Here is a 20,434-nt window from a genome sequence, read left to right on the forward strand (position 1 = left end):
CTACTCCGAGAATGTCTTCGAGCCCGACAACTCTGCCAAAGTTCAGCGGCGTTCAGCACGTCGGCCTCCCTCCACAGGGCAGATCGGGAATCCCCCGACGCGCTTGGGATTTGGCGCTATGAGAACGATCCTTTCACAAGCAGTCTGAAGATCGGGCCAATCGATTGATGGTTAGACTGATGATAAAGCGTCGGATCCCGCAGTCGACGCCCATCGTAGACCGTCCGCTCTGATCGGTGGCGGGCGAACAATGAAGTGCTTACCGTCGCCCGTACAGTGAGGCCAATCACGTTCTTGTTCTCAATGAACACGTCGTCAAACAGTGGCCCCTCCCAGCTGTCGTTGATCTCGGTGAGATAGTAGTCCTTTTCCGATCGGTCGTGCTTAAGCGAGATGCCCCAGGTCCAATCGCTGTTTGGCATATCATGTCGGAAGGTTGTCTCCCATCGGTCCCTCAGATTATTGCTGATCGGCCGCTTGTCGCCCGACAGCGGATCACGCACGCTGCTGTCTTCGATCTGAACGTTCAGATCGAGTCGCGCACCCTCGAGGCCCAGCGGGTCCATTTGAAGTGTGCCAATCCATTCCAGCCCGAAGCGCCGCGCCCTTGGCAAGTTGCCGACGGTCTCACCATCGAGCCTCGCCGGAATGATGTCGACAATGTCCCCGATTAGATGAGCATAGAGCCGCACTCTCCCTTGCCCCCAGGCACCTAAATCTCGGCTGACCTCGACCTCGCTCTCCCAGCTTTGCGGTGGAACAAGGTCGGGGTTGCCGCTGTTCTCCCGCTCCTCCTCCAAATTGGGTTGCGCAAGGAAGTCGTTGAAGCTGATTTGCCCCACCCGGCGGCGCAAGCGCAGGCTCAAGTCCCATTTTTCGCTCGGCCGCCAGCCGAGTGTGACGCTTCCTTTCGGACGGAAGAACTTGCGCGGCTTGATGTCGCTATCGAAACGCGCAAGTTCGGAGATCTCCGCCCCTCCTGCGATCTGGACGTCGGCTTGCGAGCCGAGCGGTCGGCTCCAACTGACGATGCCCTCATGGCGGGTTTCGACGACATGACCACTGCCCTCGGGATAGGGAACCTCTCCGAACTCGCCATCAGCTCCGAGAAGAAACAGCGAACCGCGCTGGTCTAGCGAGTTGTATGCGCGCTCGAGCGAGACCTGCCAATTGTCCACTCCGCCTTTCCAAGCGTACTCCGCCCGGACTACCGTCTCGCCAATCCGGTTGTCGCGCAAGAAGCGAATGCCATCGTCGGGTGAGGCGTCGTCGTAAGAACTAACCTGAACCACATCGAACGGCTCCCGATCGAAATGCCTCAAGCCGATCAGCTTGAGCCTGCCGGGTCCGAGCCCGAACCTATAATCGCCGCTTACATCGATGTAGTAGCCGTTCATGCTCTCTACGGTCAAGCGGGTGTAGTCCACGCCGCTCACAGGCGCACGGCGCTCTCGATTGTAGCTGGGAAACCAATAAGGTGTGTAAGCTAGTGTCAGATTGCCTTCCGAGCTTCCCGGACCGGCGACACCCGACTTAACCTCGAAGGTTACCAGATCGCCTTTCGAATGATTATGCTGCTCCCGCGTCTCAATTAGATTACCTGAAGGATCGGTGATTGCGACTGGACCGCCGAAACCATCGCGTTCCCCCTCGCTGCGAACCGAAAGCGTATAGTCGAGCCATCCGGCCTTGCCTGAGTAGCTGACATTCGCCCGGAACGGGTTTGGCTTTGCGTAGCGTGCGTGGACCTCCGGATTCCATTCGAACTGGCCGCTGGACTGCTTCTGGCGAACGATGACGTTGGCTACCTGGCCGGACAAGCCGGCGATGCCGGTGCTTGCCGCGTCGAGAATCTCGATCCGTACGACACTGACGGCAGTGATTTTCTGCAGCTCGTCGACGGCCCCGCCGCTCTTATTAGCGACGCGCTGTCCATTGATTAGAACGTTCTCCGAAGCCTGACCCAGGCCGCGTTCCCGATCTGAGGAGCGAATGGAGAAGCCCGGCACGCGCGAAAGCATGTCGTAGGCAGTCCTAGGCGAGAAGCGAGTGAAGTCCTCGACCGTGTAGACCTGCTTTGCTCCCGCCGTCGCTGGCACTGCGCCAGCCACTGATCCGCCGAGGTCCTGAGCTACCGCAGGCACAGGCCAGGCAATCGCAGCCGAGATCCCAAGCCCGATGAGAGATCGGATGGTCATTTCACTTGCCCTACTTTCAGCTCCCCAGACCCGTCATGCGCCCTTTGAGGAGACCGGCGGGAGTGTCTCAACTAGCACCTGTCCCTGCACCCGCGCTCCGCCGCCGCAGTTCACTTGGCGTGGCTGGTGGCGTCTGCGCTAGGTAGGGACAGCCGTCCGAAACCTCTTCATCAAACTCGCTGCTGGGGGCCGGCAGGCATTCGCACCGCATTCACTAAATTAAGCCAGTGCTCCGCCGGTTCGATATCGTTTGCTCACCAGACCGTCCTGGGCAGCGCTCCCCCTGCCCCGCCCTGCTCGCCAGGCTCACCCCAGATGGGCTGCTGTCTGCGCTGCCGAACCACACGTATTGCTTCCTCAGAGCCTCGTGCATCTTTGCTACAGCCCTGAAACGTTTTGGGATGAGGAACGTGTCACCCTTTACGGATTGCGCTCCCAAGCCCGGACATGGGGCGCCTCCTCTCGTGCCGTGATCGAAATTGCGGGGTCAAACTCCACGAGCCGGGTTGAGCGCTCCGCCGGCGCAGCCGCTGGCGGGGCGCATGTCTGGTCTTCTTTGCGACCCGCGCTGCCCGCGTCGCTGGCAGCGCCCGAGTGTACAGTGCACCTCCTGCCGCGCAGCGGAAAGAAGTCCGACGCATGGGCGGCACTGTTTCTGAGGCAAAGGCGGGTGAAACGATGTGATATCGCGCGACCTCCTTGCTCTTTGCCGCGGCGGAGCACTTCACCTCAGACCTCAGAAGACGTGCCGGTGCGGCACCTATCGCCTGTAGGACACCGTCAAGCCGATAGTCCGCGGCCGGAGGAAGGTTTGAAAGTAAGCTGGGCTTCCCAACTGTTGGTTCTCTCGCGCAACAAGCTGACGCGAACTCCACAAGTTATTCACGAATAGTGAGACATCGAGATTGTCAAAGCGGACGCCGCTTCGGATCGAAGCACGCTGGATGGACGGCTGCGGGAAGTTATCTGGATCGAAGGACGAATTCAGTGGGTTCTCGCTAACCAACGGCCCCCGATAGTCTGCGGCATAGTTGTATTCAGCATGCAGATATGCCTCATTGGACCCGATTGGCACGACATAATCTCCGCTGAGACTGACGGTCCAGGGCGAGACAGGCACTCGGTCCCCCTCGGTCACGAGATTCTCTCCAGTCGCAAGGGGGATCGTCTCTTGGAAGCGGGCGTTCACGTGCCCCACTGCGACTCCCATCGTCAGGTTATCCGTCAGACGAGCGTCGGCCTGCAGGTCGAAGCCGCGGATGCGGGCACTTCCGAGATTTGTCGTAAAGCCGAACCCGCAAAGGGGCAGCGCCACTCCTCGCTGGATGTTCGTCCAGTCAATGTGATATGCACTTGCCGCGACGTTGAGCCCCCTAGCGATCCTGCTCTTGGTACCTAGTTCGTAGCTCCACACGCTGTCTGACTCGAAGGAAGCGGGCTGCCCAGTGAGACCAAGGTCATTCAACTCCCCGCTGCACTGATCAAGCGGGATTGGTTGGTTCGCCCCTCCGGCGCGGAACCCTTTGGCCGCCGTCGCATACACCATGATGTCATCATTGACGTCGTAGTTCGCGCTGAACTTGGGAGTTACTGAACTTTCTTTTGTGCTCCCGGACTGCTCATTGAGGCCGTTGTTATACGGGCCATTAGAGTAATTACGATAAGTGTATTTGGACTCTGCAATCCGGACTCCGGCAGCAAGCGAAAGCCGATCGGTCAAATCGAAACTGATCTCACCAAAGCCGGCGATCTGTGACGGCTCATGCCAGAGCGATATGTCGATGCCCACATCTCCAGGCAACAGGGGCTGCCCGAAAAACTCGACCACCGTCATGCCGAAGGTGTTTCCAATCAGTTGATCCAAGGAGGGAGCCATGACGAGCTCCTGGTTGAACTGCTTGTTCTTCTGGTAGAACGCTCCGACCACCCAGCTCAGACGTCCATCAGTGTTGGATTGCAGGCGCACTTCCTGTGTGAGCGTCTTCTGCGTATTTGCTGCAACACCATGCGAGTCGTAGTCCGCTACGCCTGGAACTGCCGGACCGGTAGAGGTTACAAGGCCAAAAAGCGCTGCCTCGAACATCGAAGCATCGGTAACATTGCGATTCTTCCGGTCATAATATGACGAGTTCGAGAACAGGCTAACCGGTCCAAGATCATACTCGACCGCCAAGCTATAGAGAGTGAGACGATCCCGACCCGGGGTCTCGATGCGCGCGCCATTGCGGTAAATACCGCGATTTGGGTCGGAGAACCCCTCCCAAGCAACGTCCGGCCCCGTGTCTGCGTAAGATCCCGAATGATGCTGGAAACGGTTCTGATGAAGTATCGCAGGCGTGATCTCAAGGCCATCGATGGGCGCCCAAGTCAGAGCTCCCCTGAGGACATATGTGCGCTGCCAGTCATGATCCTCATCTATGACCTCTCCCGTGCGGCGATCGACTCTATCGATCCATCCTGCGTCCCGCCTAAAGATGCCGCTCACTCGGAAGGCCAGCCGGTCAGCGACGATCGGACCTCCAGTGGCGACCCCGGCCTCGTAGCTCACTCCTCCGCTTTGAAGGGCCGACACTTCTGCTCGAGCGTACGTTGAATGTCCGGTCAGATCCGGCTGTGGGGTGATGTAGCGAATCGTTCCGCCCATCGAACCGGAGCCGAACAGCGTTCCTTGCGGGCCGCGAAGAACCTCGACTCGCTCAAGGTCAAAAAGCAGGGGAAGAGCATCGGTCGCAAAGCTAGCTGAATAGACCTGGATGGGCGTGTCATCGATATAGATGCCCGTCGTGCCCGCATTTCCACCAGGGATAACGCCGCGAATCGAAATCCGATTACCGCCCGATATGGCAACGCCCGGAGTTATGTTTGCGATGTCCTCAAATGTTTTTACGCTTCGCACGTCCATCTTCTCTTGCGAGAACGCACTAATGCTGATCGGAACATCACTTATGAGCTCCGATGTACGTCGCGCGGTAACAACGATATCGCCGCCGAAGCTATCCGCTGGGGATCGTTCCTCCGCTGCAACCCCCTGAAGGCCAGCGTCGGCGCCATCGGCATCCGATTGGACCTCCTGAGCGAACGCAGAGGGGCTGAGGACGGGCAGAAATGCCGAAGAACAGATCAGCGCCGCACGGAAACCCTTATTCATAGCATCAACCTCCCAAGCCTCGCGAAGTCATCCTCGTGCGGGAGAGTCGTTGGGCCGAACGAGGAGCACCCCCTCCCCAGACCGCGTCTCCCGAACTCCTCTATTGAGCGACTTACCGCATTTAGATCTCAACAATATACTTTTAACGTGAATAGTCAAGTAAGTTCTTACAGTGCCGGAGCCGATGTCGAGAACCTGCCGTTCACGCCGGGACCACCGCAGACAAGGCGCACCTGTTCGTCTCGCCGGCAATCCCGCGGCGTGTTCGAGCAAGGGCCTGCTAAAAGCCGAAAGCTCGTCGTTCGACGCGGATGCAGAGAAGGCGGGAAGCGGGCCTGGTCTGTAACGACCAGCATGCGCCGCCCCCCACGAGGCAGCTCAGCTGCCTACGTCCCCGCATTCGCAGCAGCTAGTGCAGTCAGTCGGCGGAACCGCTGAAAGTAACATACTGCTTTCGGAACGTACTCGGCTGCACTGCAAAACCGCGGTAACCTTTGGGGAGGACGAAGGAATCCCCTGCCTCGAACGTCTGAGAATAGCCCGACTCGTTCGTGAACGTTATGGAGCCCGCCTCGACGAACATGAACTCGTCAACCGGATAGCCATCAATTGGAACTGTTCCGGCCGTACCTTCCCAAACTCCGACTTGGAAAGCGCCGCCTCCGGCACTGTACGCCTCTACTGTCCCGCCGATCGAAGCATCCTTGCCCGGGAGGCTCGGCATAGGGTCCTTCTTCTCGATCGCGATACCCTTGGGAAGTGCGATAATGCGCTCACTTTGAGCGGCCGATTGGGCCAAAACCTGCTGAGTGGCGAGCGTTGCGCAGCTGCCCGCGAATGAGCCGATGACTATCAGTGAGACACCCTTCTTGAATATCGCCCCAGGTTGAATGCGGCCGTTCAATCCGTTGGTCATCTTCATGTCCTTCTCCACTTGTTAAGTTGAAGTCTCACCCGAGTTCGTTGACAGCGCGAATGCCCTCAACGATGGCCTCACCAGCTTCTGCGTTCGCTCCAGCATCTGAGTTGGCAATCGTAACACGGCCAAACTTGCGCCGTCCGACGATGTTCGGCGCTTCGCCGGGCGCCCATGCAGGATCGTCGAGCCCCGTCAGCGAGTCTGCATAGCCGTGCGGCCAACGATTGACGGTAATAGCAGCGATATCCCGCTTGGAATTGAATCCGCCAGCACCGAACATCCGATCCAGCTGATCGTACGCATTGCGCTCGAATACCTCGAACGGCGTGGAATAGAGGAAGTACCTCCCGGCGCGCCGCTGATCTCGAGGGGGGATGCCTCGAGGAGTAGGAATGTGCGTAACAAGATGAAGCAATGCGGGTTCATCCGGGGACTGAGTGAACCGATACTCCCCCATGCTGACCGGGAAATCCATCATCACAGTGTAGTAGAAGCTATTCGGACAGTAAACCTGATCAACCCCTAGGGATTTGATCGCCCTCCAATTCCGAATAGCTACGTTCGTGTATACCAATGGAACTTTAACCGGATACTCCAACGCGGTTTTTTGCTCCTGCGGCAAATCCGTGATGATGCGCGGAATGATCATATTATAACAAGCCATCACCACACCGCCTGCGCGTACCCGCTCAACCTCGCCATTCCTGACATAGGTGACTTCCGCTTCGCGAGCAGTCATAGGGCTGCCGATGTTTGCGACCTTTACAACTGTGCTGTTCAAGCGGATCCGCGCGGCTGAATCCGGCTTATCCAGCAGAGCATAGTCCATTTTCGCCGTGACAAGATCTTCCATGGTGCTTCCGGGCAGCGCCTCCGGGACTAGCGCGCGCGCAATGCCGCGTACAATACCTGCATTGCCGTCCGGAAAGTGGCAGACGTAGCCGTAGGCATCGCCGGGCGTGATCCCTAGATGCATTCCTTCGAGAAGATTCCACATCATGGAGATCGGCTCGGGATACGTTTGAGTGAATGTTCCGGCAGTTAGCGCCAAAAGGGCGGAGCTCGCATCAGAGCCAATTCCACTTACCTCGCATGGAATCGAGTGAAAGAACTTCACGACATCCGCATCTACCTTGGCGTGCTTAGTGAGGAAATCCTCAAACGTGATGCTAGCGAGGAGCGCGAACTTCTCTTCGAGGGTCATGCCCTTAAGGTAATCAACCTTCTGGGTGAATATCCGGATTAGATCCTTCTTCGCCTGCTCGCTTATCGGCGCTTCTGCAAAGACCTGCGCAGGCGGCAGATCGACCGTGCCTCGAGTAAGGTGATCGCGCCCGAATGACTCCTTCCCAAAGAACGCGCCGGTCATGAGGTCGTGACGACGGCGGAAGTCCAGATCCCAATAACCTGTGAAGGGGCGGAGCTCGATACCTATCTCGGAGAGCAGTGACAGCGCCTCAGCCGGATAAGTTGTCATCATGCTCTGCGAACCCCCGTATCCGATCAGATGATGACCATCTACGTCGAACTCATTTCGCTTGGCATGACCGCCGATGTCGTCATGATTATCGAGAACCAGAATCTTAGCGCTAGGATGCTTGCGACGGTAAGCATAGGCGGCACCCATTCCGCTAATGCCCGCACCGACGATGGCCACATCGTATCGCTCGCCCGTATCTCTGCCCTCCTCGCCAGTCCAACCACCTTCGTCGCGCAACTGGTGCGCGACCGGATATGAGCCAGCGTGACTTCCGCGCATTCCAGTCAGGCGGGGCGGGTAGTACCCAGGGTCCTGTTGGGATATGCCAGCACGCTGTAGCGGCGTTAGGGTCGTGCCGTCTGGGCCGCTCTCCAATGCGCTACGCGCATGCACAGCAGCAGGCACAAGAGTGGCACCCACCGCGAGCGCAGTGCCTTGAAGAAAGTCCCGGCGCCCGATGCTGGGCTTATCAGACTGGCTCATATCCTACTCCCGCTGCGCGCCCCGGGCGCCATTTGATGCTAACTGCTGCCGATCACGAAATCTGAAGATAGACTATGCACGTGAATTGTCAACTATTCGCTCTGAGGCGTGTAGTTCCGCAGAGTCTGCGCTCATGCTTGCGATCTCTCATGAGAATCTGCGGCCCCTTCACCGGTGTGCATCCGGCCAGAATTCGACAAAGCGTGGCAGATCTTCGAACTACTCTGGACTATCCGTTGTGCGGGAGTTCCGGTGCAGCTGCGCAATTGATCGAGCGGCATCTCTGGGCCGGCCGCGCCAGCGCCTTCGAATGCATGAGAACTTCACGCGGCCAACCCGAACTGGAGCAAGATCAAGTATCACCAAAAATCTGGTGAAACCGCGATAGCCAAGCGCTGCACAAGCATTATTAGTGCACCCTCAAGCAACTTGGATGCAGCAGCATCTAAGAATTACGCCAAAACACCGCCTATCCCCACCGTTACACGGCTATTCAACCACGAAGCCTAAGGCATCTCGTTCAGCGACGCCAGACTGTGATAACTCCGATCGAAATAGATCAGGGCGTCTTCTTTCTCTCCTAAGCGCACGTCGATCACGTGGCAGAAGAAGACACTGTGCGTTCCGACTTCCGATATCTCGTCGATACGACAGTCCAAGATCACCGCCGCGCCGCGCAACCCGGGCGAGCCCGTCGCCAGTGTGGTCCAGCGATCCGCCTCACCAAACCGCTCATCGATCGACAAGGACCGATCGCAAAACTGGTCGGTGACCGGCCGGTGATTCTTGGTCAATATGTTCAAGCACAAGGATCCGTTAGCCTTCAGCTTTCCGTTCGCGGCAGACTTGCGGTTCACGCAGACAAGTATCGTTGGAGGCTCATCGGTGACGCTGCAGACAGCAGAGGCGATCATTCCATGGCGCCCCGCAGTACCATCTGTGGTGACCAGGTTCACCGCGGCTCCAAGTCTAGCCATGGCTTCTCGGAAGATAAGCTGGCTGTTTTGATCACTCATACTAACCTCAACGCATGTAAAGTCCGCCGTTGACGTCCCAGGTCGCGCCAGTCACGAAACTTGCACGGGGCTCCGCCAGTTGAACGGCGACGTCGGCGATGAAAGAAGGGTCACCAAGAACTCCGACCGGAATACCCGCTATGAGCTGGGGGAGCAGCTCGGCGGAGACCGTGCGTCGTACCGATGGCAGGTCGAGTGGCCCGGGGGCGATAGCGTTGACTGTGACCCCGAAGGAGGCAAGGTCGCGGGCAAACACTTTCGTGAGCGTGATGATCGCTCCCTTAGAAGCCGCGTAATGAGCGCCCGTTGCAGTGCCGCCATTCTGGCCCGCCAGCGAGGCGATGTTGACTATGCGCCCATAACCGGCAGCTTTGAACAGTCGGCCGAACACTTGGCTGCCGAGGAACGTGCCGCGTACGTTGATAGCCATCACCTCGTCGAATTCGGCGGGTGCAATGTCGAGCACGGGCTTAGCCGCCGTAACAACGGCGTTATTCACCAGGACATGTGCCGCACCCCACTTATCGATGATGGCATCGCGCGCCCGCTCGAAATTATCTCCACACCTCACATCGAGAGAGATGGGCAGCACCGTTTCGCCTTGCGGATCAAGAGACCGCGCGAGCGCGGTGGCGCCCTCCTCATCGATGTCTGCGAGCGCGACCCGAGACCCCGCTGCATGGAAGGCGCGGCTTATCTCCGCTCCAAGCCCCTGCGAGGCTCCGGTTACCACCACCACTTGACTCATTCTGTTGCCCTTTCAGCAAGCCAGAAGCACTACTCAGGGATAACCAGCTCTCGTCCGATGCGCGCTTCTACGCGCATGTAGCGCCACAGGCGGTGTTCGCCGACCGGCGTGATCCGAAACAGATTGCAGGCCGCCACGACAGTCTCACGATCAGGTGCGTCGGCCAGGATGTAGAAGGTCCAGGGCCAGCCATTCGGGGACGTCCCAACCATCGTTTCGTCGTCGTCGATTGTCCCCAGCACTTCAACGCCTGGGAGATCGCGGATGCCCTTCAGCATCTCGGCAACCCCAGCCCACACGGCGGGAACTTCGGAAGGAGGCAGGTCAAAGAAATTCTGGGTCACGGCACTGCAAAACAGAACGCGCAGTTTCTTAGGCTGGTCGGTCATCGTAGGTTCCTTCTCGCAAATGCGCAGTCAGCGCGCAGGGCTCTCAGGGGAACCCCGGAGGGCTTTCAAGGCCAAGCAGAATCTGCCCTGCGCTTTGCCAAGTCCCAGTCGATAAAAAGGCATGCTGTGCAACCACTAGCGCGTCGTTGAACTGCCTAGCGATCGGATGGTCAGTATAGATAGCCGCCGTGCCGGAGAGCCGATAGGCGGTCTGCGCTACGTCGACCCCAACTCTGGCTAGGTGGGTGGAAGACAGCCGCAGCAGGTTGACCTTGTCGAGCGGCAGGGGCTCGCCGGCGACGAGTGTTGCATAGGCGTCCTCAGCCGCATCGTAAAAGAAGGCGCGTGCTGATCGCAAAGCGGCCTCGGCTTGCGCTACCTCGCTTTGAACATAAGCACGGTTAGCTAGAACCGGAGCACCCGTGATGGAGCCGCGGCCACCTGCCATCTCGATCAGCGTATCGAGCGCGGATCGCGCCACGCCAAGTCCGACAACCGCGAGCACTTGCGCAGCGAGCGCCATCACTGGATATCGGAAGAGCGGCCCATCTAGATTTGCCGCACTCCCGCGGATGAAGGTCCACTCCACCGGGACAACCACCTTATCTACGACGACATCATGGCTGCCGGTGCCACATAGCCCATTGACGTCCCAGTTCGGGACGATCGTAACCTTGTCGCGCGGCATCAATGCCATGCGCGGTGCGCCGCCGTCATCAACGCCTTCGGCTTTGATGCCCACTCCAACCAGGTCAGCGGTCGAAGTGCCGCTACCGAACTTCCAGCGGCCCGAAACCTCGAGCCCGCCATCGACTGCCTTGGCATTGTGGGGCGGAAAAAGCGCGCCACAGACGCTGACGTCTGGTCCGTTCTCATAAATCCTCTCGAGCGTCGCAACCGGCAATGCTGCGATGTAAGCTGACGCATGACCGAAGCTCGCCACCCAGGCCGCCGAACCATCAACCACGGCAATCTGCTCGATAATTTGAATGAACTCGGCGGGCGTCATCTCATCGCCACCAAACCGACGTGCGACTAGTGCGCGGAAGATCCCGGCGCGTCGCATCAGCTCAACGACATCCGGCGCGACCTGCTGGGCCCTGGTAAACTCGACGCGCCGCTCGCGAACTACGTCAAGTAGTGCTGACAAGGAGATCCTCTCTTCCGGCTTCACGTTAAACACCGAGCTGGCGTCAATCGCATTCATCCCTCGTCTCTCCTTCACAGGCGCCAAGCCTTCCGACCAAGCTTTGCTTCGCACAGGGACGCGCGCGCCCCGCTTGAAAGAATGTGTATAACATTCACTGGAAATGTCAACTAATTTTGTGTCGCTAGCTGCGGAATTGTCACTCGGACAGCGCCGCCGCGCCCGGTGGAGATTGGCGAAACGTACACAGATCAGAGCAGATGATGGGGAGCAAAAATCGCACGCCCCTTCCGCTCCTGATCCAGGCATTGGCCGGCGCTGCTTGGAGATCGATGACCCCGCTTGTTTACGTGTGACGTTCACTCGCTCGATCACCGGTAAGTGCTTGCCACACAGCTTGATCCATCAAGGGGGGCGCTTACCCGAATGCATCTCTCGTGACGAACCCGGAGGGGATCAAGGCAGACCGGAGCCACGAGCACCTCGAGAAGCGCTTCCGTAGAGCTCCAGGTCAGCTGTCAAAGTTCGAGAAAATTCGCCGCAGCTGCTGATTGAGCGCCTGTATCTCTCCGCGACCAAAACCCTCGAATCCGCGGTGAAAGACACGACTCGCGAGCACTCTGACGCGAGAAACGGCATCAACACCTGCTGGAGTGAGGCGCACTTCAGTTACACGCGCGTCGGCTGCGTTCACACGCTTCTCTACCAGCCCGTCGATTTCAAGCCGTTGCACGATCTTAGTCATCGTCGAAAGCTTGATGACCGCGTGTTCCGCGATCAAGCTGACGCTCGGTGACTTCAGTTCAGACACGATTATCAGAACTCGCCACCGGGGCATGTCCATGCCGACCCGCTTCAATACGGTATCGAGTTCGAGACTGTAGCGGTTGGCGACTCGAACTAGCCAGTAGAACGGCCAGTCTTCCATTTTGAAGGAAGGATCGACCGGATCTGCCGCCTTGAATGTTCGTGCCACTTTAAGCGCCCCTGCAGCAGTGATCGCCCCACGTATCACCGCCATCAATTAGAAGTCCACCGTTCACGTTCACGTCAACCCGCCATGGCCGAGACGCCTCACCCTGATCCAGCCTTTTGCCGCCGGCGGAAGGCTCTGAGTAGCTGGAAGTGATCTGGCGTTGCGGCAATTCGGAGCCCTCAAAAAGACGGGCCGCGGGTACAAGCGGCAAAGCGACGCTGCTCATTGCCGCATCCGCTCCGCGCACGAAGGTGCCTGTCCACCGGTTGACTTCGGCCGGAGCGCGGGCAAACCGGTCGCTGTCGCACCGACGTTCTCTAGGCGAAGAATGCATGGGTTCACTGATCTGATCTTCTTATGTGGGAGACCCCGAGACGACCGCTCTCAGAAGCCTTTGCAACGCGAACTTATTGAAACCTGAGCGAAGCCGCAGCCACTCATTGCGTGGGCCTGTCGTGTCAGCTCAGCTTCGACCGAGTGACGCTAATCGCCGCCCCATGCCGGGCCATCGGGCCCGCGCCGTTTCGGCCAATCATTCAAGCATTGGAAGCTTCACCATCGCTCAACCCTTGGAAAATGGCACCCCAACTTTCTTCAAAGTCGGGGTGCCAGTCGGGCGGGCCGATGGGGAGAGGGCTGGCCCGCACATGCCAGTAGAACTTGGCTTCTTGAGCTTCCCGTGAATGCAACTCACTCGGGCATTCGCGATCCCCCAGCGGTCGACGCCAGCGGCCGGACGGGCTAGTACCGCCTCAACTCCGCACCCATCAATCGGATTCTCAATGGCGCAAGCTGCAAAAGTGATGAAGCATACTCAGGCGCGCGGCCGCGCCCGGCGTCAGAGGTTGCTGGCCGCCGCGCGAGCTCTGCTAAAAGATCGAGATTTGGATCAGATTGGCATCTCCGCGGTGGCCGATCAGGCCGGCATCCCAGTAAGTTCAGCATACCACTTCTATCCTGACATGACCGAGCTGTACAAAGGGCTTTCCAGAGAGATCGCTTTTGAAATGATCGCCAATTACGGCAAGCCGAAGTTGGCAGAAGAGTGGGAAGATGTCGTTATCCAATTTGTGACGGAGTCGAGGAACTTCTTTAACTCTGATCCAGCGGCTCGCCAGCTAATGCTAGGCCCAAAAGCGGCGGCCGAAATAAAGCATGCGGCTTGCCGCGAGGATTATCGGTTTGGCAATTTCTTGCTGACCTCCATTTCTGAACATTTCATTCTTCCTCCGCTGGATAGAATTAATGAACGTTTCTTCCGGGCCGTTCAGATCGCAGATATGATCTTCTCGCTCTCGGTACTTGGAAGTGGCGCAGTGACGGAAGAGGACGCTGCTGAGGCTGCCGCCGCGACTATCGCGTACCTAAATCTCTATCTGCCTAGACACCTGCCGGTGAAGCCTTCCCACTAATGTCCTCACTTGTTGAACCTGCCCATAGCGCCCCCCGCGATGCGTCAGAAAGATCTGCGGTAGCGATCCACACGTTCCCCAGTGGTGGTTGAGGCCTCCAAGTCACGAGCTCCCTTTCGCTTGGCTAAGCTCGCTTCTAGGAGGCCGACGCCTAAACGCTCTGTGTGAAACCCGGACTTTCCCATCCGTCCGCTCGTCGAAGCTCAAGGTAAACCGTGGCCGGCGTACGTACCCAACGATGCTATGAATGCACGACCTGAATAGAGGTGTATTCCTCGAGACCCTGGCGGCCGAACTCGACGCCGATGCCGGAGGCTTTGACGCCGCCGAACGGCGCGAACGGTTTGACCATTCCGTGATTGTTGATCCAAACGCTACCACACTCGAGCTGACTGGCGACCTGCTTCGCTCGGTCAATATCCGACGACCAGGCGGATCCGCCGAGGCCGCTCTCAGAAGCGTTGGCTCTTGAGATCGCATCATCAAGACTGGAGTAGCGAATTACCGGCAACACTGGCCCGAATTGCTCCTCATCTACAAGGCGGAAACCGTCGCTGACGTCGGCTACGATGGTTGCCGGATAGAAGTATCCACTGCCCTCTGGAACGGTGCCACCACACAAAATCCGCGCTCCTCTCGCCCTAGCATCTTCAACCAGCTCGACCACCTTGTCGAACTGCATCTTGTTCTGAATGGGACCAAGGATGCTGGTTTCATCAAGGCCGTCGCCCATCTGGACCTTTGAGGCATATTCGACAAGTGCGGCGCAGATCTCATCGTGAAGGGCGTCGGGGACGTAAAGCCGCTTGAGCGCAGCACATGTCTGGCCGTTATTTATGAACGCGCCCCAGAATAACCCCTCCGCTATTTCGCTGGGGTTGGCATCTGGGAGCACGATCCCAGCATCGTTTCCTCCCAGCTCCAGAGTGACGCGTTTGAGAGTGTCAGCCGCCGCCTGCATCACCTTCTTGCCTGTGGCGGAAGAACCGGTGAAGACGATTTTCTGAATACCGGCATGCTCCGTGATCTTCTGCCCCAGATCATCCCGGCCTGTGACCACATTGAGCACCCCGGCGGGCAAGACCTCATTCAGCAGTTCCACCATTCGGATCGTGCTGAGGGGGGTGTATGGCGAGGGCTTCAGAACGACGGTGTTCCCGGTACGGATCGCCGGGGCGATGTGCCAGATCGCAATCATCAGCGGGAAATTCCACGGCGTGATCGATCCGACAACACCGAGGGGCTTGCGATGCAGCTCAACCGAGCCACTTTCGTCTTGGTGCAGGATTTCAACCGGCAGATCGATCGTAGCTGTATGCCTCGCCCAAGCCTCGGCACCCTGCAACTCGAAACGCGAACCCAATCCGTTCAGAGGCTTCCCCTGCTCTCGTGTGAGCAGTTCGGCGAGCTCTTCAGAATTCTCCCTAATCACATCGGCCATTCGGCAGACAGCCGCCTTGCGCTCTTCGTCTGGAACTACACTCCACGCCAGGAACGCTGTGGCAGCGGCATCGACTGCAGCGTCGAGGTGCTCGTCCGTTGCAATGGGACACCGTCCGACAACCTGTTCGGTGGCAGGATTCTTGACGTCAAGATGATCCGAAGTTGTAACGCCTTCGCCGCCGATCACGAGCTTGTAATCCGCCATAGCTACTCATCTCCCCTGGGGCCGGGACGCGTCGGCAGCCGCGTCTCGCCATAATTGTTCGAATGGTTTGCCGAACGTTCCGAAAACTACATCAAAGGTGAAGTGCCGGATGCGGCCATGTGCCGCAGCATCTAAGACCCTGGCGGGCCACGCCTCTGCATACGCGGCGACTTCCGCCAGACCTTGCGGAAGTACTCACAGATAGTGCCGCTTGCCTGCGGCTGCTCAGGCCCGGTGCCATATCCTTCTCCCGATCTGCCTCTGCTCAAGACTCGACAGAATTCGAGTATCTGAGTCGTTTGCGGGGGTGTCAACCCTGATCACCCGAGCCGCACAAATGAAAAGGTTCATTCTCTCCTCAACAACTCGCCAAGCAGGAGCGCAACGTCGTTCGATCTTTTTGCTATAGCGGCTTCGACGACACCCGCAGATCGATCCTTGGGTCGATCGTGCCTCCTCGGGACAGCCGCAAACGCCCGAGCCTCCCGCAGAATAGAACCTAAACGCATGCGGAGTTGGGTTCACCGGATCACCCCCACAGGCGCCAGAATGCGGTGGTCCCCACTTGAAAGAAGAGGCCACAAGATAATCGGCCGAACCGGTCACCACATCCTTGTGCGGGCGGAAGCGCCGAGGTCGGAACGCTAATCACGAGCACGAGCGGCTCGAGCTCAGTGGAAGATCCAGGCTCGCTCGGGCCCGTTCAAGGCCGTGTTGCTCGCTGGCAGTATAACCTAGATGCCAGTAGGACCTGTAGGCTATCGTCGCATTGGCTTCGCAATCCCCCGGACCGTCGATTTCTAAACTACACTGAATGGCACGAGGTCACCCTTGGAATCGCTAAGCTGTTGACCCAGTTAGGGCTGGCTCGACTACATTGTCCGTCAGAAATCAGTACGAGCGCGAAGCCGTTTGAGGGGGCGGTCATCACCCCGCCTGCCATGCCGTGCTGGTGAGTGTCGCTTAAAGATTTGCGCACCGGCACGTTAAACAGCGACACTGGCGTCTGAACCAGACGACTGGTCCGCCCGAAGCACCGCTAGTACGTCATGGCCGAAACGCCAGCATCAAACGCATCCGCTTCTGAGGATCGACAGCCGCCAGTTCAATCATGCGCTACCAATCTGTCGCAGATCGCGGACTCTTACCGCTTTTCCGACGGAGCGATCGAGCGTGCCGCTAGGTCGAAGCTCCACGCGCAGCGTAATGCCGATCACCTCCTTCACGCGATGCGCCAGCAATCGCCCCTGCTCTGCACAGAGGCCGTGATCGGCGTCGGGTCTGCCCTCGACAAAGAGGGTAACCTCGTCCATCCGCGCCGGCCGGGTCAACTCGATCAGGAAGTGCGGCGCCAGCGCCGGGCAGGCGAGTACCTGTTCTTCAATCTGTGTAGGGAAGACGTTCACCCCGCGCACTATCAGCATGTCGTCGCAGCGACCAGTTATCCGCGCCATTCGCCGCATAGGCGTCGCATCGCCGGGCATCAGGCGCGTGAGATCTCGAGTACGATAGCGGACGATCGGCAGTGCCTGCTTGGTGAGTGACGTAAAGACCAGTTCACCTTCCTCACCGTCCGGAAGCGGCTCGCCGGTTTCCGGGTCAACGATCTCCGGATAGAAATGATCCTCCCAGATCGTCGGCATGCCGTCGCCGGCGAATTCCTGGGCCACACCGGGTCCTATAACTTCGGACAGGCCATAGATGTCGGTCGCACAAAGCCCGAAACCCGTCTCGATTTCACGGCGCATTGGCTCGGTCCAGGGCTCGGCTCCGAAAACGCCGAAGCGCAGTGACGACGCGCGGGGGTCCACACCTTGGCGGCGGAACTCGTCAAGCAACGCGAGCATATAGCTCGGAGTTACCATGATCGCGTCTGGCTTGAAGTCGCCGATCAACTGGACCTGCTTCTCACTCTGACCGCCGGACAACGGAATGACGGTGCAGCCGAGCGTTTCCGCGCCGTAATGCGCGCCAAGTCCGCCGGTGAAGAGCCCATAGCCATACGCGACATGTACCTTCATGCCCGGCCGCACACCTGCGGCATGAAGCGAGCGCGCAACGAGGCCAGCCCACATGCGGATATCATCTGCAGTGTAACCGACAACGGTAGGCTTACCTGTCGTCCCCGATGACGCATGAATCCGGGCGACCTGCTCCATCGGCGTGGCGAACATGCCGAAGGGGTAGTTCGCACGCAGATCCTGTTTAGTAGTGAAGGGAAAGCGCGCTAGATCTCGGAGGTCTTGCAGATCTTGCGGTGAGACACCGTGGCGGTCGAACGCCTGTGCATAGAACGGTGAATTTGCATAGGCGTGCGCCAACGACGCGCGTAGGCGTTCGAATTGCAGGTGCTTCAACTCACTGGCGGAGGTGGGTCCGTAGTCCATGGTCGTTAAGCCGCGCTCATTGTGAGAAAATCATAGTTTGCCACCAATTCATCCTCCTGATTATAGACCGACACAGCCCAACGTACTCTCCCTGATCCTTGGAGCGCTGTGTCTTCGATTTTGAAGGTCAGGTCCACACGCATCGAAACACCGGCTTCAACGGCTAAGCCCGTCCAAGCCGTAAATCGCGAGCACCGGGCCTTCCGCGGGATCGACGAAGAGCCCGCGACGCGCCCGCCAAAGATCGGGCTGCGCGTGCACCCGTCTCGTCCATGTGCGCGGAGAATTTGTCGCCAATCAAGATCGCGAAACGCTCACTGTCTTAGGAATGATGGGTCCGAGCCGGCGTCTTCAGAGTATAGCCGATTGGCAACTCGCCGAGACGCATACGGAACAGATGGACCGCGCCTTGTGCTGCGGCGCACTCGGGAACCACCGTCCGATCGCGGCCGAGAGCTGGCGTGGCAATCGGCTACTGGGCCGGTAGCTGAACTGCGGGTTCCAGGATCGAAGATCGGTTAGCTGCCGTTCCGTTCCTCGATGCTAAGCATCAGCAGACATGAATGAGCCGCGCGATCTTTCGACACGCAGCTTCGGCCATGCGGGATCAAAGCAACGCACCTAATTACATGAGCAGAGCGCGGCACGATCAAGCACTCTTGCGCTGAAGCACGCGTGATGTTATCACATTACGCGTGCTTCGCTTTTGCGCCCTATTGCTGATGCTCACTATCGCCTTCACGAATAGCGCCGCTGTCGCTTCGGCGCTCTGTGGGCATGCCGACGCTCTGGCCCATGCCGCCGCACTTGCAAGCTCAAACGCCGAAGCAGCCGCCCAAGCGCGCGGCGAGGACCACGCGGCGGCGAAGGTATCTCAGGATAGCACCTTGGTTGACGCGGCTAGCAGCCAACTGGCGAGTTTCACGATGCCGCGCGCTGCGACCATTGAGGCTCCTGAGAACCCCGGTCGCGCCAACCCTCGGCTGCGAAACGATGCCGCACTTTTCGGCCGGGCGATCAGCCCGCTGCTCGAGCCCCCACTGGCCTGATCCTAATCCGGCGCGGGTGCAAGCAGGCGATCTCAGGCTGGCTGAGGGCTCGGATTAACCGCGCCAGCGGCTGTCGACAGACCATGACTCCGCGCATCGCCCGCACAGCGCGCACGTTTCTCCTCCATCCTCGACTGCCCCAAGCTCAGCAGCGTCAGCAGCTACGGGCCGGCATTTCAGCTACCGGAAAGCCTAATTCATGAAGCGATCCCAAGCCGTGGAACTCGGCTACGACGGTGCACGGCAATCTGCGCCGCTCGCCGTCTCCGCAGCGGCAACACTCAACGCTGCTGCGAAGCAACGAATCCAGTCAATCGACGCTCTGCGCGGAGCGGTGATGCTCCTGATGCTCGTCGACCATGTGCGGGAGTTCTTCTTCCTGCACGCCCAAGTGCCGGACCCGATGGACATCAGCACCACCTCGCCGGGGCTTTTCGCCAGCCGCCTTCTGGCGCACTTCTGCGCTCCAGCTTTCATCGTGCTGACCGGGCTCTCAGCCTGGCTCTATAGCCAGAGCAGGGGCGGCAAGGCTGCCGCATCCGCCTTTCTGTTCAAGCGCGGCCTGTTCCTGATTGTCCTCGAGTTGACCGTGGTCAGCTTTGCCTGGACCTTCTCGCTGCCGCCGCAGACCCTGTTCCTTCAGGTGATCTGGGTCATCGGCCTGTCGATGATTGCTCTCTCGGCGCTTCTCTGGCTGCCGCGCGCGGCCGTGCTCGCCATCGGGCTTCTTATCGTCCTTGGCCATAATTTCCTCGACCCGATCGCCTTCGCCGCTGGAGAGCCGGGTCACGCGATTTGGGCTATCCTTCACGATCGCGGATACATCGAGCTGACGGAGACCGTACGCGCTCGCACTTCCTATCCGCTCCTGCCGTGGATCGGGGTGATTGCCTTGGGCTGGTGCGCCGGACCCTGGTTCGGACGGAACACGCCGGCAGGCGTACGCCGCGGGAGGCTTATTCTCGTCGGGTGCGCCTCTGTGGCGCTGTTCGCGCTGCTTCGCGCCACCAACATCTATGGAGACCCATACCCTTGGCTCACAGGCGCATCGGCGCTGCAGACGGTAATGAGCTTCTTCAACGTCACCAAATATCCGCCCTCGGCCGACTTCATCCTGCTCACCTTGGGAGTGGGTGCACTTGTCCTTGCCTGGCTTGAGAAGGTGCCAACCCGCGGGCTCGCGACGATCGCCGTCTTCGGTGCAGCCCCTCTCTTCTTCTACGTCATCCACCTCTACGTGCTGCACCTCCTCAATCTGGCCGCGCTTGCAGCCTTCGGCCCGAACCAGGGCGCCTACTTCAGCCTGGCCAACGTCGGCGCGCTTTGGCTGCTTTCCGCCGTCGTCGCGGTGCCCTTGTGGTTCCTCTGCCGCTGGTTCGTGGGGGTGAAGCGCCGCAGCGGGAACACGCTGCTCAGCTACCTCTGAGCTTTAGC

The 20,434-nt window shown here is 59.1% G+C and carries 14 protein-coding genes and 1 pseudogene; 3 read left to right on the forward strand and 12 right to left on the reverse strand.

Translation table 11 applies throughout. The features are described from left to right. Nucleotides 1-116: 116 nt before the first annotated feature. The 10 genes and pseudogenes from GRI75_RS10345 to GRI75_RS10385 all read right to left on the reverse strand — a co-directional run bounded on the left by GRI75_RS10345 (nucleotide 117) and on the right by GRI75_RS10385 (nucleotide 12,549). A complete protein-coding gene (locus tag GRI75_RS10345; RefSeq protein ID WP_160746898.1) occupies nucleotides 117-2,198 on the reverse strand; it encodes a TonB-dependent receptor plug domain-containing protein in 2,082 nt (693 codons plus the stop codon). Between the two features lie 760 nt (nucleotides 2,199-2,958). Beyond that, nucleotides 2,959-5,346, reverse strand: a complete 2,388-nt coding sequence (locus GRI75_RS10350; protein ID WP_160746899.1) for a TonB-dependent receptor — start codon at nucleotides 5,344-5,346, stop codon at nucleotides 2,959-2,961. Nucleotides 5,347-5,764: 418 nt separating this feature from the next. Continuing rightward, nucleotides 5,765-6,268, reverse strand: coding sequence for a cupin domain-containing protein (locus tag GRI75_RS10355; protein WP_160746900.1), 504 nt, complete (start codon nucleotides 6,266-6,268; stop codon nucleotides 5,765-5,767). Nucleotides 6,269-6,296: 28 nt separating this feature from the next. Then, nucleotides 6,297-7,745 carry a hypothetical protein gene (locus GRI75_RS10360; protein ID WP_235911459.1) on the reverse strand — a complete coding sequence of 483 codons (1,449 nt, stop codon included), beginning with the start codon at nucleotides 7,743-7,745 and terminating at the stop codon, nucleotides 6,297-6,299. Nucleotides 7,746-7,799: 54 nt separating this feature from the next. Then, nucleotides 7,800-8,228: pseudogene (locus GRI75_RS14830) on the reverse strand (NAD(P)-binding protein); the annotation flags it as partial. Between the two features lie 506 nt (nucleotides 8,229-8,734). Continuing rightward, nucleotides 8,735-9,244 carry a flavin reductase gene (locus GRI75_RS10365; RefSeq protein WP_202389701.1) on the reverse strand — a complete coding sequence of 170 codons (510 nt, stop codon included), beginning with the start codon at nucleotides 9,242-9,244 and terminating at the stop codon, nucleotides 8,735-8,737. Nucleotides 9,245-9,251: 7 nt separating this feature from the next. Beyond that, the gene (locus GRI75_RS10370; protein ID WP_160746902.1) at nucleotides 9,252-9,992 is read right to left on the reverse strand and encodes an SDR family NAD(P)-dependent oxidoreductase; all 741 of its coding nucleotides are present in this window, start codon (nucleotides 9,990-9,992) and stop codon (nucleotides 9,252-9,254) included. A 29-nt stretch (nucleotides 9,993-10,021) separates the two neighbouring features. Next, nucleotides 10,022-10,381, reverse strand: coding sequence for a hypothetical protein (locus GRI75_RS10375; protein ID WP_160746903.1), 360 nt, complete (start codon nucleotides 10,379-10,381; stop codon nucleotides 10,022-10,024). A 43-nt stretch (nucleotides 10,382-10,424) separates the two neighbouring features. Beyond that, nucleotides 10,425-11,588 (reverse strand): acyl-CoA dehydrogenase family protein, encoded by a 1,164-nt coding sequence (locus GRI75_RS10380; RefSeq protein WP_160746904.1) that lies wholly within the window; start codon nucleotides 11,586-11,588, stop codon nucleotides 10,425-10,427. Between the two features lie 451 nt (nucleotides 11,589-12,039). Next, on the reverse strand, nucleotides 12,040-12,549 hold the full coding sequence (locus GRI75_RS10385; RefSeq protein WP_160746905.1) for a MarR family winged helix-turn-helix transcriptional regulator: 510 nt from the start codon (nucleotides 12,547-12,549) through the stop codon (nucleotides 12,040-12,042). A 737-nt stretch (nucleotides 12,550-13,286) separates the two neighbouring features. Here GRI75_RS10385 and GRI75_RS10390 point away from each other — a divergent pair. Next, on the forward strand, nucleotides 13,287-13,916 hold the full coding sequence (locus tag GRI75_RS10390) for a TetR/AcrR family transcriptional regulator (protein WP_160746906.1): 630 nt from the start codon (nucleotides 13,287-13,289) through the stop codon (nucleotides 13,914-13,916). Between the two features lie 241 nt (nucleotides 13,917-14,157). On the opposite strand, the gene GRI75_RS10395 is transcribed toward GRI75_RS10390, so the two are convergent. Further along, nucleotides 14,158-15,564, reverse strand: a complete 1,407-nt coding sequence (locus GRI75_RS10395) for an aldehyde dehydrogenase family protein (RefSeq protein WP_160746907.1) — start codon at nucleotides 15,562-15,564, stop codon at nucleotides 14,158-14,160. 1,109 nt (nucleotides 15,565-16,673) lie between these two features. After that, nucleotides 16,674-17,951 carry an AMP-binding protein gene (locus GRI75_RS10400; protein ID WP_160746908.1) on the reverse strand — a complete coding sequence of 426 codons (1,278 nt, stop codon included), beginning with the start codon at nucleotides 17,949-17,951 and terminating at the stop codon, nucleotides 16,674-16,676. A gap of 722 nt (nucleotides 17,952-18,673) precedes the next feature. On the opposite strand from GRI75_RS10400, the gene GRI75_RS10405 reads away from it, so the two are divergent. Together GRI75_RS10405 and GRI75_RS10410 are read left to right on the forward strand one after the other, a co-directional pair. After that, entirely contained in the window at nucleotides 18,674-19,000 is a 327-nt protein-coding gene (locus GRI75_RS10405) for a hypothetical protein (protein ID WP_160746909.1), read from the forward strand. A 217-nt stretch (nucleotides 19,001-19,217) separates the two neighbouring features. Then, nucleotides 19,218-20,426 carry a DUF1624 domain-containing protein gene (locus tag GRI75_RS10410; protein ID WP_328597969.1) on the forward strand — a complete coding sequence of 403 codons (1,209 nt, stop codon included), beginning with the start codon at nucleotides 19,218-19,220 and terminating at the stop codon, nucleotides 20,424-20,426. Nucleotides 20,427-20,434: the final 8 nt, after the last annotated feature.

Source organism: Croceibacterium soli (genome assembly GCF_009828065.1).
GTDB classification, from domain to species: Bacteria; Pseudomonadota; Alphaproteobacteria; order Sphingomonadales; family Sphingomonadaceae; genus Croceibacterium_B; species Croceibacterium_B soli.